This window comes from Corynebacterium faecale, from assembly GCF_030408735.1.
In the GTDB taxonomy this organism is placed as follows: domain Bacteria; phylum Actinomycetota; class Actinomycetes; order Mycobacteriales; family Mycobacteriaceae; genus Corynebacterium; species Corynebacterium faecale.
Genome location: NZ_CP047204.1, coordinates 238,168 through 252,894 on the forward strand (window position 1 = coordinate 238,168; position 14,727 = coordinate 252,894).

Annotated in this window: 14 protein-coding genes; 8 read left to right on the forward strand and 6 right to left on the reverse strand. The window is 60.3% G+C overall.

The annotated features are described in order from the left end of the window. Nucleotides 1–26 precede the first annotated feature (26 nt). The gene (locus CFAEC_RS01090; RefSeq protein WP_290278012.1) at nt 27–1,031 is read right to left on the reverse strand and encodes a cation diffusion facilitator family transporter; all 1,005 of its coding nucleotides are present in this window, start codon (nt 1,029–1,031) and stop codon (nt 27–29) included. A 21-nt stretch (nt 1,032–1,052) separates the two neighbouring features. After that, nucleotides 1,053–1,631, reverse strand: coding sequence for an RNA polymerase sigma factor (locus tag CFAEC_RS01095; RefSeq protein ID WP_290278013.1), 579 nt, complete (start codon nt 1,629–1,631; stop codon nt 1,053–1,055). Between the two features lie 258 nt (nt 1,632–1,889). On the opposite strand from CFAEC_RS01095, the gene CFAEC_RS01100 reads away from it, so the two are divergent. Next, entirely contained in the window at nt 1,890–3,491 is a 1,602-nt protein-coding gene (locus CFAEC_RS01100; RefSeq protein ID WP_290278014.1) for a catalase, read from the forward strand. Between the two features lie 125 nt (nt 3,492–3,616). Here CFAEC_RS01100 and CFAEC_RS01105 read toward each other — a convergent pair whose 3' ends face one another. Beyond that, nucleotides 3,617–3,907, reverse strand: a complete 291-nt coding sequence (locus CFAEC_RS01105) for a hypothetical protein (protein ID WP_290278015.1) — start codon at nt 3,905–3,907, stop codon at nt 3,617–3,619. A gap of 515 nt (nt 3,908–4,422) precedes the next feature. Between CFAEC_RS01105 and CFAEC_RS01110 the strand changes: the two genes are divergently transcribed. The 7 genes from CFAEC_RS01110 (at nt 4,423) to CFAEC_RS01140 (ending at nt 12,014) form a co-directional block, all read left to right on the forward strand. Continuing rightward, nucleotides 4,423–7,266: a DUF4040 family protein gene (locus CFAEC_RS01110; RefSeq protein ID WP_290278017.1), complete on the forward strand. Its 2,844-nt coding sequence runs from the start codon at nt 4,423–4,425 to the stop codon at nt 7,264–7,266. Then, nucleotides 7,263–7,718: a cation:proton antiporter subunit C gene (locus CFAEC_RS01115; RefSeq protein ID WP_290278019.1), complete on the forward strand. Its 456-nt coding sequence runs from the start codon at nt 7,263–7,265 to the stop codon at nt 7,716–7,718. The genes CFAEC_RS01110 and CFAEC_RS01115 overlap by 4 nt, the downstream gene beginning before the upstream one ends. Beyond that, on the forward strand, nt 7,719–9,368 hold the full coding sequence (locus CFAEC_RS01120) for a monovalent cation/H+ antiporter subunit D family protein (RefSeq protein WP_290278022.1): 1,650 nt from the start codon (nt 7,719–7,721) through the stop codon (nt 9,366–9,368). Beyond that, on the forward strand, nt 9,365–9,730 hold the full coding sequence (locus tag CFAEC_RS01125) for a Na+/H+ antiporter subunit E (RefSeq protein WP_290278024.1): 366 nt from the start codon (nt 9,365–9,367) through the stop codon (nt 9,728–9,730). The genes CFAEC_RS01120 and CFAEC_RS01125 overlap by 4 nt, the downstream gene beginning before the upstream one ends. After that, nucleotides 9,727–9,984: an MrpF/PhaF family protein gene (locus CFAEC_RS01130; protein ID WP_290278026.1), complete on the forward strand. Its 258-nt coding sequence runs from the start codon at nt 9,727–9,729 to the stop codon at nt 9,982–9,984. The genes CFAEC_RS01125 and CFAEC_RS01130 overlap by 4 nt, the downstream gene beginning before the upstream one ends. Continuing rightward, nucleotides 9,981–10,346, forward strand: a complete 366-nt coding sequence (locus CFAEC_RS01135) for a cation:proton antiporter (RefSeq protein ID WP_290278027.1) — start codon at nt 9,981–9,983, stop codon at nt 10,344–10,346. The genes CFAEC_RS01130 and CFAEC_RS01135 overlap by 4 nt, the downstream gene beginning before the upstream one ends. 147 nt (nt 10,347–10,493) lie before the next feature. Beyond that, nucleotides 10,494–12,014, forward strand: a complete 1,521-nt coding sequence (locus CFAEC_RS01140; protein ID WP_290278028.1) for a YhgE/Pip domain-containing protein — start codon at nt 10,494–10,496, stop codon at nt 12,012–12,014. Between the two features lie 38 nt (nt 12,015–12,052). Here the strand turns inward: CFAEC_RS01140 and CFAEC_RS01145 are convergent, their stop codons facing one another. From CFAEC_RS01145 to CFAEC_RS01155, 3 genes are read right to left on the reverse strand one after another with little or no spacing between them, the layout of a single operon-like run. Further along, nucleotides 12,053–12,721 carry a response regulator transcription factor gene (locus tag CFAEC_RS01145; protein ID WP_290278030.1) on the reverse strand — a complete coding sequence of 223 codons (669 nt, stop codon included), beginning with the start codon at nt 12,719–12,721 and terminating at the stop codon, nt 12,053–12,055. 6 nt (nt 12,722–12,727) lie between these two features. Further along, nucleotides 12,728–14,203, reverse strand: coding sequence for a sensor histidine kinase (locus CFAEC_RS01150; RefSeq protein WP_290278032.1), 1,476 nt, complete (start codon nt 14,201–14,203; stop codon nt 12,728–12,730). A 42-nt stretch (nt 14,204–14,245) separates the two neighbouring features. Then, nucleotides 14,246–14,683 (reverse strand): hypothetical protein, encoded by a 438-nt coding sequence (locus CFAEC_RS01155; protein WP_290278033.1) that lies wholly within the window; start codon nt 14,681–14,683, stop codon nt 14,246–14,248. Nucleotides 14,684–14,727: the final 44 nt, after the last annotated feature.

Below are 14,727 nucleotides of genomic sequence, written 5' to 3' on the forward strand. Positions count from 1 at the left end.
AGTGCTGGTGTCCCCAGCCCTGTTGCCTAGTCTGTCTCCACCTCCTCCAGCGTGGCGGTGTCAGTCCGCAAGAGCGGAGATAGCTCGGTGACCGGGGTGATGGAGACATCATGGATCTTCCAGTGCAGGTCCAGGCAGGATTCGCGGGCCAGGATAAGGTCTGCAGCTGTCACCATATTCGCGTCCACCGGCACCACGAAGGCATCCACATGGAAGAAATGGCCTTCCTCCCGGGTGCGGTTGCCCACCTCCTTCACCCACTCCAATTCGGCCAGGCGGGCGTTGACCAGCCCCGGCACCGGATGGGGTTCCCCCTCGCCCAGGCTTTTGGGTACGGAGTCCATCATGGAGCTCAACGAGCCTTTGAGGTTTTTGAATCCGTCTTCCAGAATGTCCAGTGAGATGAGGATCGCGGCCACCGCATCCGCCCACCAGACACCCATGCCGATTCCTGCGATGCCGACGATGGAGGCTGTCCCGGCCATCCAGTCCGCGCGGTTCATACGGGCATCGGCGAAAAGTGCCTTACTGTGCAGCACTTTCGCGGGTTTCATCTTCAGCCGCCCCAGAAGCAGGGGCGGGAAGATTGTGATGAACATGAAGGCGATCATCACCCAGCCCTGCCACATGTCGAGGCCGAAGAGTGAAAATTGCCCGATGTCAGGCCGTTCGCGTGCAACCAGGGTCATGGAGGATTCAAATAACAAAAATCCACCGAATCCCACCAGGGCGGCACCAGCCGCCAGGTGTGCGATGTCCATGGCCTGCGCGTAGCCGTACGGGTGTGCGCGTGTTGCTTTGCGACGCGCCACCCTCACCCCGATGAGGAATGCCAGGGGCGGCACCATCCCCAGGAGATCCTGGATCCAGGCGGCCTGCATTGTCTGGGAATTGCCCTTGATCATGAAGAGGATGATGGTGTCCACCACCAGGTAACCCAGGGTCCACCAGGCCAGGATCACGCATTTCCGGGTGGCATTGTGGACGGCATCCGGCGTCATGGACCGGTCGCCTCGGATGGGGGTGCTCATGCATCCCAAGATTACTGATCCTTATGGGCCGCGGGTGCCGGTCCCTTCGTCGTCAAGCTCACTGGTGGTTGCGCTGATTAGGTCCGCGCGGGCGCGGGCCACGCGCGACCGGATGGTGCCCACGCGCACATCGGCGATTTTCGCCGCTTCTTCATATGTGTAGCCGAGCACCCGGGTGAGGATGAGGGCTTCGCGACGTTCGGGAGGCAGGGCGTCGATGAGCGTGCGTACGTCGATCCACTCGGACCAGATGGCGGAGTTGGTGGCGTCGGTGGCACCGGTGTCTTCATATTCCACGTGGGATTTGCGTGGGCGGGCCATGTCGTGGCGGATATTGTCCACCCAGACCCGTCTGGCCAGTGACAACAGCCAGGTGCGCGCGGAGGAGCGGGCGGCGAAACGGGGGAGTGCGCCCATGACCCGGAGATAGGTTTCCTGGGTCAGATCATCCGCGATCTCACGTCCGCCCAGGTGGGCGAGCAGGCGCCAGACGTCATCCTGGGTCGCGCGGATGAATTCCGTGAGCGCGTCACGATCACCACGACCGGCGGCCAATGCCAGCTCGGTGACGTGGGCGTCATTGCGCTCTTGGGACTTCACAACAGGAAAGATTACCAGCTCAGCTGTCAGGTTTTAACTCAGCGTACTGCAGTTTTTCCCCTGCGGGGAGCGGGGGAAGGGGGTAGGTTGAGGGGGAACAAAGTGCGTAACCTGCCTCGATCCTTTGTTCCTCTGTGTGGGTGAACTGGTTTCCCGTGCATCCCGGGTGCCGAAAGGGTGGCGCAAAGTGACATTCTCCGGTAGACTATCAATAAGATTCAATCCATAGGTAACCCTCATAAATGGAAGGATATGATTATGGCTGACAACTCAGCAGCAGATCAGATCATCGACCGCGGCATGCGTCCGAAGGCCTCCGGAAACACCACCCGCCACAACGGCGCCCCAGTTCCGTCCGAGAATATTTCTATCACCGCAGGTCCACAGGGCCCGAACATCCTCAATGACATCCACCTCATTGAGAAGCTCGCGCACTTCAACCGCGAGAACACCCCGGAGCGTATCCCTCACGCCAAGGGCCACGGCGCCTTCGGTGAGCTGCACATCACCGAAGATGTGTCCAAGTACACCAAGGCTGATCTGTTCCAGCCGGGCAAGGTCACCCCGATGGGTATCCGTTTCTCCACCGTTGCAGGTGAGAAGGGCTCCCCTGATACCTGGCGCGATGTCCACGGTTTCGCTCTCCGCTTCTTCACCGAAGAGGGCAACTATGACATCGTGGGTAATAACACCCCCACCTTCTTCCTTCGTGATGGCATGAAGTTCCCAGACTTCATCCACTCACAGAAGCGACTCAACGCCTCCGGCCTGCGTGATGCAGACATGCAGTGGGATTTCTGGACCCGTGCACCTGAATCCGCACACCAGGTCACCTACCTGATGGGCGACCGCGGAACCCCGAAGACCACCCGCCACATGAACGGCTACGGCTCCCACACCTTCCAGTGGGTCAACGCCGAGGGCGAGGCATTCTGGGTCAAGTACCACTTCATCTCCCGCCAGGGTGTTGTGAACTTCACCGACGCCGAAGCAGCAGAGATGGCCGGCCAGAACGCCGACTACCACCGCGAGGATCTCTATAACTCCATCGAGAACGGTGACTACCCGATCTGGGACGTCAAGGTTCAGATCATGCCTTTCGAGGACGCAGAGAACTACCGCTGGAACCCATTCGACCTGACCAAGGTCTGGTCCAAGAAGGATTACCCACGCATCGACGTCGGTCACTTCGTTCTGAACCGCAACCCACGCAACTACCACGCGCAGATCGAGCAGATCGCCCTGGATCCAGGCAACACCGTCCCAGGTGTCGGACTGTCCCCGGACCGCATGCTCCAGGCACGTGTCTTCGCCTACGCTGACCAGCAGCGTTACCGCATCGGCGCGAACTACCGTGATCTGCCGATCAACCGTCCTGTCAACGATGTCAACACCTACAGCCGTGAAGGCAACATGCAGTTCGTCTTCGACGCTGAGGGCGAGCCTTCCTACAGCCCCAACCGTTACACCAAGGGTGCAGGTTACCTGGATGACGGCGCGACCTCATCCTCCAACCACACCACCTATGGTCAGGCTGAGGATATCTACGTCAATCCAGATCCACACGGCACCGACATGACCCGCGCAGGCTATGTCAAGCACCAGGATGATGATGACTTCATGCAGGCTGGCATCCTCTACCGCGAGGTCTACAACGACGGTGAGAAGGAGCGTCTGGCAGACAATATCTCCAACGCCATGCAGGGCATCTCCGAGGCAACCGAGCCACGCGTCTACGAGTACTGGACCAACGTTGATGAAAACCTCGGCGCACGCGTCAAGGAGCTCTACCTGCAGAAGAAGGCAGCCGGCGCAGCTGAGCACACCTCTTCCACCGGTGACGACATCGACAAGAAGTAGTATCACCTACTCTCACTGTGTGATGTGAAAACCCCACCTGCGTCCTGCAGGTGGGGTTTTCCGCTGCATAAAAACAACACCACCCCTGTGTCCGCCGAGACGGGCACCGGGGTGGTGTTTGTCTATCAGTACAGCGGGGAGCTGAGCACGGCGCTGCCGGTGCCCAGAGCGGAGCTGCCCAGGCTCAGGGCGCTGGAACCGATACCGATACCAACCCACGCCGCAGCGATCTGGAGACCTGCGTAGGCAACATCGGCGGGGACGTTGAACTGGGTGACAAAACCGACCAACTCCGGTGGGATCGGAATTTCGGAGCTTGGGGCCGGTGCTACGGACTGTGCGTGGGCGACGCCGGTGGTGCCACCAAAGATGAGGGCTGTTGACAGCGCAACTGCAGCGAGCTTCTTGAAACGCATGGGGTACTCCTTCACTTGATCGAGCAATGAATGAATCACATCCGATAGTAGTTCAGGAAACCTGTGAATTCAGCGGTCCGCTGATGAAAAACAGAGAAAGAGCTGCTTAACGACGCCCGCCTCCCGCACCTTTACTGCCAGGGCGCGGGAGGCGGTGGGGGTGGGGCGTCGAAAAGCGCCGGTGCGGCAAGGCTGGTTTTCTGTTTGAGGAGGAACAGGCATCGGGCTGGTGGCTCACGTGCGCCCGTCGTGGGCCATTCTGCTAAGATCATCCACTATGTCCCAGACCACTGCTGTTTCCCGGCGTGCCTTCAGGCCGCTTTTTCGGGTGCTCCCGCCTGCGGGGACCAACGGTTACCTTCCCACGTGGGGAGAATACCTGTCCGGTACCACCCCGGTAGCTGGGTTTTAGCCGGTCGTTCAGTGTACTGATTTCTTAACTTCAATCAGGGACTATATTTCAAGGAACCGGCTCATCAAGATTCCGTCATTTTTCTCCGGATCAAGGTTGCCGAATGTTATCAAGTTCTCTTATTCTAGCCCTGCTTGGCTGTGTGCTGGCAGTGCCGCTCAGGCGATGGGTTGGTCGTAACTCTGGATGGATTCTCGCCATCCCGCTGGTGCTGGCAGCCGCACTCATCCTGCAGGCTCTGCCGGGAAACACCGCCGCAGATTCACTGAGTATCCAGGAATCCGTGCCGTGGATGCCCACCCTGGGGGTGAGTTTCTCCTTCCATCTGGATGGCCTCTCGCTGGTCTTTTCCATGTTGGTGTTGCTCATTGGTGCCGCTGTTCTCATCTACAGCACGCGCTACCTGGGCAAATCGGATCCAGGTCACTTTTATCTGTTGATGAGCCTCTTCGCCGCGGCGATGTTGCTACTGGTGCTCACCGATGACCTGGTGGTGTTCTTCTTCGCGTGGGAGATCACCACGCTTTGTTCCTACCTGCTCATTGCGCGTTCCGGCCCCGGAGGTCGCGACCCCGCCATCCGCACCCTGCTTGTGACCGTCGCGGGTGGCCTGTCACTGTTGACCGCCTTCGCCATATTGATGGCGCACACCGGCACCACACGGATCAGTGAGATCCTGGGGGATACCAGTTGGACCCAGGACACCGGCTTCACGGTGGCGATCGCCTTCCTGCTGGCCGGAGCGGTGTTCACCAAATCCGCCCAGTTCCCCTTCCAGGCCTGGTTGCCGGATTCCATGGTTGCCATCGCACCGGTTTCCGCTTATCTACATGCCGCAGCGATGGTGAAGGCCGGTATCTATCTGGCATTGCGTTTCTCCCCCGCAATGTCGGATGTCGCCACCTGGCAGATCCTGTTGATCACGTGTGGACTCATCACCGCGCTGTTTGGGGCGTTCACCGCCATCAGACGTAACGACCTCAAGGAGCTGCTCGCCTACTCCACGATCAGCCAGCTGGGTCTGCTGGTGACCCTGATCGGAGTGGGCACCGACGCGGCGCTCACCGCCGCGGTGGTCCATACCATTGCCCACGCCCTATTCAAGGCCGCCCTGTTCATGACCGTCGGCATCATCGAACATGAGACCGGAATCCGGGACAGGCGTGAACTGGCCAAACTCAATCTACGTCTTCCCATCACCACCACGGTGGTCACCATTTCCGCCCTGTCCATGGCGGGTGTGCCACTGACCTTCGGTTTCATCAGCAAGGAATCGCTGATCACAGCTCTCGTGGATGCACCCGGGAACACCGCCCTGGTGGTGCTGGTCACCGCAGGTGTGGTTCTCACCTCGATGATGACCTTCGCCTACTCTCTGCGGTACATCCTCGCGGTATGGCCACGCCGGCAGAACAGCGAGGGTGACCCCGGGATGACGATTGGGGAGGCGACACCCGCCTTCTACCTCGCCCCGACGGTGCTGGCAGCGTGCACCCTGGTCTTCGGCCTGCTGCCCGGGCTCCTGGACACCCTGGTGACCTGGTCGGCCAACGCGGTCACCGGCGCCCCCGGAACCGTCTACCTGTCGATCTGGCATGGTTTTAATCTTCCGCTCCTGCTGTCTGCACTGATCATCGGTGTCGGCATCATTCTGGTGATCCTGCAGAAACCGGTATCGATCTTCCTGTCACGGTTTAATGCCCCGGTTTCAGGCCTGCGTGTGGTGGAGCAGCTCCGCGACGCGGTCATCACATCCGGCGGACAGGTCTCCCGCCTGGCTGGCACCAGTTCGTTGCCCCGCCACCTGGGGATTCCCGTCGCCTGTCTGATTCTGTTGGCGCTCAGCGGCGGTATCGCACTCACGGGGCTCCCGGGACGGATGCCCGGTGATACCGAGCCCATCGACTGGCTGCTGGTCGGTTTGATGGTTGTAGGTGTCATAGGGGCATTCCGAAGCACAACCCGCATCGGCATTGTGGTCATTTTGGGTGTCACCGGTTACAGCATGGCGCTCTGGTTCTTCAACCTGGGAGCCACGGACGTAGCCATGACCCAGTTACTGGTGGAAACCCTGACGCTCCTGGTGTTGGTTCTGGTGCTCCGTCGACTTCCGGCAAAACTGCCCAGGGAGAAAACCGGTCCGAAGGTATGGTCGGCGGTTCTTGCCGGTGCCGCGGGTCTGGCGACATTCTTCGCTGTCTGGGCCTTCACCGGGCGGAGAGACTTCACCGAGACCGCCCAATGGTATTTGAATGAGGCGGCTCCGATCTCCGGCGGCGACAACATCGTCAACACCATTCTGGTCGACTACCGTGCCCTGGACACCCTGGGTGAGTTGACCGTCCTGGGCGTGGCTGGTCTGTCTGTGATTGTTCTCCTCCAGGCGCGTCGCCCGTCCCCGATTCTCCGCGTCCCCAATCGAGGGAAACACCCGCTGGATGATCCCTGGGCCAACGCGGTGTTCTTCCGTGCGATCAGCCGCATCATGGTCCCGGTCATCATTCTGGTGTCGATGGTGCTGCTGGTACGCGGGCACAACGAACCCGGGGGTGGCTTTATCGGAGCCCTCGTTGGTGGCGCAGGGTTCGCCCTGCTCTACCTGGCATCTGCAACCGACAGGTCCAGATTCATCAGATTGCCATACGTCGCCCTGATTGGTGCCGGCGTGCTGGTGGGTGTGGCCACCGGTATCACCGGTTACCTTGAGGGGTCCTTCCTCAAGCCACTCCATTTCGATGTGTTCGGTATACACATGACCACTGCGCTCATCTTTGATATCGGTGTCTACCTCGCGGTGATCGGCATGATCCTGACCGCTCTGAATCTCATGGGCCAGTCAACTCCGCCCCTTGCGGAAGAAGAAGCCAACCCACCAGGCCCTGATGATTCCCTCACCCCGGGAACGACTGAGAATCGCACCAGTGAGAACCGAGAGGTGAAAGCATGACCATCGCTATCTCTGCAGGTCTGTTGATGACCGCTGCCGTCTACTTGATGCTGCGTCGCGACATGCTGCGTGTGACGTTGGGGTTTGTGTTCCTGGGGCATGCCTCCGTGATCATTCTCATGGCCTCCGGCGGGGTGTTCCGCCGAGATGAACCCTTCGGTAGTGGCTCCACCTCCGCGGCGGATCCCCTGCCACAGGCTTTCGTGCTCACCGCCATCGTCATCGCCTTCTCGATCACCGTGTTCATGCTGGTGCTCACCGTGACCGGTCGACGTGATGACGAGGTGGAATCCAGCGAAGACATCCGCAACAACCCCGAGTTGTATGAGGAAGGACAAGAAATCCGACCCGAACAGCTAGACATGGTTCGTGCTTCACGTGCGAGACATATGCACCGTCCCCCCACAGAGGATGAACGCACCGCCGGGTTCACCGAGAAGGAGGGTGAGTAAATGACCATCAGTGATTCCCTGCTTGCAGCGTTTATTGTCGCCCCCCTCCTGGCCTCCGGCCTGCTCATGATGCTCCGGCGCAGCCGGATCTTCCAGTCCGTCACACTGCTTCTGGTCCTGATCGCCTCACTCGGTGGGGCCGCCGTGATGATCCGGTTGACCGCCGACGGGAGCGTATACGCGCACTCAGTCGCCCTGTGGCCCGGGGGAATCTCCATCCCACTGGTGGCTGACATGTTTGCCGCGCTCATGTTGGTGGCCACCGGCATCATCACCATCGCCTGTATCGCTTTCGCGCTGGCAGCAGGTTTCGCCCAGTCACCGTATTTCGCCCCGCTCGTGCTGGTAATGGTAACGGGTGTCAACGGCGCATTATTGACGGCGGATATCTTCAACTTCTTCGTGTTCCTTGAGGTCATGTTGCTGCCCGCTTATGGGCTGTACATCCTTTCGCCTAAAGGCGCGACACGCACACCGCGTTCGAGGGTCGCCGGACTACGCCTGTTCCTCACCGTCAATCTGTTCACCTCCACTGTTTTCCTCGCCGGAGTGGGGTTCATCTACGGTGTCGTGGGCACGGTGAACATCGCCGAGTTGGCCGGACTCGCGGCGGAAAACGATGCCTTGGCGCTTGCGACCGCGATCTGTCTGTTCGCGCTCGCCATCAAATCCTCGATCGTGCCCACCCATGGCTGGTTGGCCCGTAGCTACCCACTGACCACCCCCGCGATCACCGCCCTTTTCTCCGGTATCCACACCAAGGTGGCCAACTACGCCATCTATCGTCTGTACGCCGTGGTGTTCGACGGTGATGAGACCTATCTGTGGATCGGTGTAGTGTTCTTCAGCCTGACCATGCTGGTCGGCGTGCTCGGTGCCGTGGGGGAGCACACCACCCGCTCGATTCTGGCTTTCCACATGACCAGCCAGATCGGTTACATCATGCTGGGTGTCGCCCTGTTCACAGAGCTCGGTCTCACCGCGGGTATCTTCTACCTGGTCCACCACATGATCGTGAAGGCCTCGCTCTTCCTGTCCACCGGGGCCCTGGAGGTCACCCATGGAACCGGCAGACTGGGTGCTCTGCCCCCCATGGGCAAACGGGAACCGTTACTGGCGCTGGCCTTCATGGCCGCTGCGCTGTCCCTGGCAGGCCTGCCACCTTTCTCCGGATTCGTCGGGAAACTTGCGCTCATTGTCGCCGCAGCCGAGGTCGGTCAATGGATCGCGGTGGCGGTGATGGTGATCGTCAGTCTGTTTACGCTTTTGTCCATGCTCAAGATCTGGTCCGGTGTATTCTGGGACCTCCCCTGGGCCACGGTGGGGCGTCGTACCCAGCCGGCTGCGGTCCCGGAGGGGAACCACGCCACCGGCGTCTCTGGTGATCGTAAACGGGATGGATCAACCTCTGCCGTTGCTCTGGACGGAGAGTCGGAGGCCGCCCTCGTTCTGGCGGACCCGGTGGAGAAGGTGGAAAGTGCCGAGGAACTGCCGAAGGTGAAGCTCTCCCTGGTTCTGCCGTCGGTGGCGCTGGCACTCATCACGCTGAGTATCGGCATGGTCGCGGAACCCCTGCTCGCATGGGCGGAGACCGCAGCTCACGGATTGCAGAATACGACCCCCTACGTTGAGGCGGTGTTGACACCATGACAGATTTATTGACCTGGCCGTTTAGGATTGTGGGTTTTTTCTTCTGGTATCTCGGGGCCCTGGTCACCTCGAATTTCGCCGTATTGAAGGATGTTCTCACCCCGGGACAGAACTCTACGCCCGGCATCGGCCTGTTCCACAGCCGCGCTGAGACCGAGTTTGAGTTTTCCCTGATTTCGGTTCTGATCACGCTGACACCCGGCACCTTGTCTCTCGGAACCACGACACGGGAGGAAGGCGAACCGAGGAAACTCTACGTGCACAGCCTGTATTCCTCCGATGCCGATGCACTACGCGCGGAACTCAAGGACATGGAGGATCGAATGCTGAAAGCAGTGCGAATCCGGAAGGAGACACCATGATGGTGATAAACATCGCAATCATTGTCATCGGTCTGACCTGTCTGCCTGCGGCCTACCGCATGGTTGTAGGGCCGTCGAATGCTGACCGGGTGATCTCAGCCGACCTGTTGATCTTTGCCACCGTGGGACTACTGGCTCTCTTCGGTATCCGTGGCGGGAGCGATTACACCTTCGATGTTGTCCTGGTGACCTCGCTGGTTGGTTTCCTGGGGGCGTTATCATTGGCCCGCGCGCTGCTGGGGGGTCGTCGATGAGTGACTACATCTCTATCATCGGTGACATCCTGATCGTCCTCGGACTCATCGTGTTCATCACCGCGGGTATCGGTTTTCTCAAATTCCCGGATGTGTACATGCGTATCTCCGCGCTTGGCACCGCCGGTGGAATCGGAATCATCCTGGTGGTGGCGGGCACCCTGTTCCACAATCTGTCGTGGATAAACCTCCTCCTGGCACTCACCATCATCATCATCCAGCTGGCTACCTCTGCGGTGGGCACCACAGCTGTTGCCCGGTCGGCCCTATTGACGGATGTGAAGATGAAACACTGGAAATATGATGAGCTGGAGGAGGACACCATTTCTCTCCGCGCCGTATCCAGGGAAAACACCAGATAGCTTTCCTGTACCCCGCATGGGTGGTGATCCTGGTTCTAGGAATTGGCCACCGCCATGACAGCAACCTGGGTGGCACGGGATCTCCTGGTGTGTCCATCCGGTGCGCCTACCAGCTCCAGGCAACCTGGGTCACTACATTTCGTAGGTATGTCTGTTGTTGTCGCCCCCACTGAAACACCAGCCACCCGCAGGGGTGGGATTCTGGCTGCGCTGCTTCTTCTGGTTCCGCTCATCGCGGGCACGGCGTTTGTCACCGCGACGGATATGGATATCTCCCGGTCCTGGTCAGCGGCCGGGGAGGTCACGGGCGCGCCCGCGCCTGCGTCGGCAAACAGTCAGGACCTCATCGACGCCCGTCGTGCCGCCGGTGAGGCCGGTGCCCAGGCCGGTTTCCTCGCCAGCGGCACCGGCGAGCTCACCGCCGGCACGAAAGAGCTTGTCGACGCCGCGACCCCCCTCCAGGAGGGCGTGGGTGCCGCGGCCGAGGGCGCCCGGGAGCTCCACGAGGGGCTGATCCAGCTGCAGGCCGGCACGGGACAGATGGGCACCGGTGCCACCGAGATCGCCGATGGTGTGGCCTCCGCAGTGGAACAGATGACCGGCCTGGTGATCCTGACACAACAGATCCGGGTGGCGCTGGATCAGGCCGACCGCGACCTGGCGGCCATGGACCGGCCCGAGGCCGAGGAGGTCCGGGGCCAGCTGGCGAACCTGAAGGGAGAGCTGGAGCAAGTGGGACTCGATGTGGAGATGACCGACCGCCTCGACGAGCTGCGCTCCGGCACCCGCGACCTGGCCAACCAGCTGGCCGTTCCAGGCTACGGTTACCACGACGGCATCTACACAGCCACCAACGGTGCTGCTGAGCTGGCCGCGGGACTCGGGGAACTGGAGGCGGGTGTCGGCGAGGCCGTCGCAGGTTTCACTGCCCTGGATGAGGGTGCCTCCCGCCTCGATGCGATGGCTGCACTCAACAAGGAGAAAACCGGTGCCGTCCAGCGTGCTCTCCCCGCCCCTCAGGTACCTGCTGCGGGGGTGGAACTCACCGCAGCCGGACCCGAGGGACAGTCCGCATCCCTGCCGCCGATGTATGCCTTCCTGATCGCCACCGTGGTGATGCTGGCCGGAGCAGCACTCGGATGGGTCACGCTGCGCAACCGGTGGCTGCTGGCCTTCGTGCTGCTGGGCATCACCGCACTGGGTGGTGTCGTATTGTTCACGGTGGCGCTCGGCCTGAGTGCTGCTGCGCTGGCGGGTGCCGTGGCCGTGCTGTTGCTGGCCACCATCGTCTCGGCGGTGATAACCCGCGTGCTCATCCATGCCTTCGGCGTAACCGGAGCGGTGATAACCACCGTGATCGGATGGATCGCGCAGGTCGCTGTGGTGGGACATGTCTGGAATACCACCGCCGTGGCTGAGATCGGCACCATGTGGCAGATTCTGGCGGGACTGATGCCCCTGCACTATCCCACCTTCGCCCTGACCGCCCTGGGTAACGGTGGTGCCCTGACCCCGGTGTGGGTTGGTGTGGCTGTATTGGCGGGCCTGTTGCTCCTCGGCGGGGTGATGCTGCGGCGTCGTGCGCCTGTGGCGGCTATTGAGATGGCATCCGACGACCTACCGAACCGCGAAGGTGTGCAAGAAGAGGCAACAACATCGACCCCCTGACCGCTCAGAGCGGAAAGCTGTGTTCTGCGCCTGCTCCGCTAAACGAGTCGGTAGCCCGAACCCCGGACGGTCTCCACCTTCTCCGTGCCTATCTTTTTCCGAAGCGCACGGATATATACATCCACCACATTGGACCCCGGATCGAAGCTCATATCCCACACCATGTGCAACAGCTGGGCGCGGGAGAGAATCTGACCCGGATGGCGCATGAGAGCCTCCAGCAGGTCAAACTCACGGCGGGAAAGATCACGCCACGTATCTGCCACAAACACTTTCTGGGTGCGTAGATCCAGTTCCAGAGTGCCGTGCTTGAGCAGGTGCGCGTTGGTTGTCTTCTCCACCGGCTGATGGCTGGCCAGGCGCAACTTCACCCGCGCGAGGAGCTCCGCAAACTGGAAAGGCTTGGGCATATAATCATCCGCCCCGCCCTCCAGGGACCGGATACGATCCTCAATGTTCGTCCGGGCGGTGAGCACAATGATCGGCAGGGACACCTTCAACACCCGCAGCTGCTCCAGAACATCCGCACCATCCATATGCGGCAGCCCCAGATCCAGGATCATCAGATCAAAATCACCACTGTGGGCGCGTGCAAAAGCGGCCGCGCCGGATACCGCCACCTCGCACTCGAAACCCTCCTGTACCAGGCCGCGCCTGATGAAGTCCGCAATGCCATCATCATCCTCGGCGATGAGAATCCGTTCCATGGCCATTTACTCCTCCGTCTCTGTTATGAGTGCTGTCGCCGGGGCAGGGATCTCCAGCCCGAAGATCGATCCCAGACCAACCGTGGATTCGACATAGGCACGCCCACCATGAGCCTCGCCAATAGCTTTTACAATGGATAAACCCAGACCCGCTCCCTTCGGCCGGTTCGGATGCCGGGGATCAGCCTGCCTGCCGCGGGAAAACCTACTGAACAGTGCCTCCTGCGCATCCTTCTCAATACCCGGACCACTGTCGCGCACCCAGATCCGGAACACCCGCTGAGCTCCCGATCCCTGGAAATCAGAACCAATAGCCACCGGTCCTTCTGAATAGCGCAGCGCATTGCCATAAAGCTCAAGAATCGCCTCCGTGACCCGCTGCTCATCTAAAATCACCACACCTTCGGCGGCGTCCACCAACATCACCCGATCATTGATGATGCGTGCCTTATCCTCAAGATCAATGGTCAACTCTGCAACATCCACCGGTGCCGTATGGAGGAACTCACCTGAATCCGCCACCGCCAGGGTCAACAGATCATTAACCATCCGTGCCATCCGATCCAATTCCGTGGTAGCCAACTCAATTGACCGTGCACGCTCCTCCGGTGGTGAACTCTCCAGCAACTCCAGTTGACCGCGCACCACCGTGATCGGCGTCCGCAGTTCATGACCTGCATCATCAACAAACTGGCGCTGATCGTTGTACGCCGTCTCCAAACGATCCAGCATCTCATTGAACGTACGGGCTAACTGTGCAATCTCATCATTACCCTCCACCGGAACGCGCCGGGTCAGGTCAGAATTGGAAATCGTTGAAGCGACCTTGCTGACCCGCCTGATGGGGGCAATGATCTGCCCGGCGATCAACCAAGCAATCAGTACGGAAGCCAACACACCTCCGGCACCGACGAATGACAGCACCCTGACCTGCTTCTTGACGGCTGTTTCTCCCGGTTCCGTGAAATAGGCAACGATGAAATGCCCATCCGTAGTGCCGGGAGCTGTTTCAAAGGCCACCCGCCCCCAATAGGCCCTGCCCCGAACCGGATCATCAAAGACCCCGGAATGGGATGGGGATGCGAGGACTTCCTCGACGAGGGGTTCGTTATAGGTCAGTGGTTCCGGATGTAGCCCACTGAGCTGAGAGAAGTCCACCTGGATCAGTTGATCCGAGAAGACACCCACGATGGCTTCATTGTCATCGGGAATCTGCCGGGAGAGATACACCTCAATCAATCGCTGGGGGGAGGGGAAGGAGGCGGCTGTGGTGGGATCCGTACCCTCGTCAGCAAAACGGCGAAACTCGCTGATCTCCTGTTCAACAGCTGCGTTGGCCGCAGCAACCACATCAGAGAGCAACACAGAACGCGTGATCACCACGACACTGGTCAGTGTGGTGACCACAACCGCGGTCATCCAGAAAACGATTCGCCAGCGAAGTGATGCTGGCGAATTGTTGAGGAACTTGAGTCTGCTCATCCGGGTGACAGGGTAGGGCAGGGGGAGGAGGGGTGCACTGGCTTAGTCATCATCCCCATCATCCCAATCGTCATCGTAATCGTCGTAGTCGTCCCAGTCGTCATTGTCATCTCCATCGTCATCCCCATCATCATCCCAGTACTGATAGTTCAGCGGTACCTGGGGAACAGGTGCCGGTGCGGGATTGTAGGCGGGCGCCGGCATCTGGGTTGGGATGGGTGCGGTGTCAGCCGGCTGTGCTGGGGCAGACGCCTGGCCCTCAGTACCTGGTTCAGGTGCCTCAGGCGATGTCATTGACCGGGAAGAGGGTTGATCTCGAGGAGTGCTCGGGTCAATGCCGGTGTTCAACCGTACGGTGGCAGTTTCCGCATCCACCTCAGGCGCGGAGGTGTTATTGGCCAGTGCTGATCCGCCGATAGCGACAAGCACGAGCAGCGCCAGGATGGCGATGAGCGGAGCGAAGCGCGGAAGTGACTTCATGATGGTGTTCTCCCTTGGGTTTCTTGAGCTATTTCCATCATTGA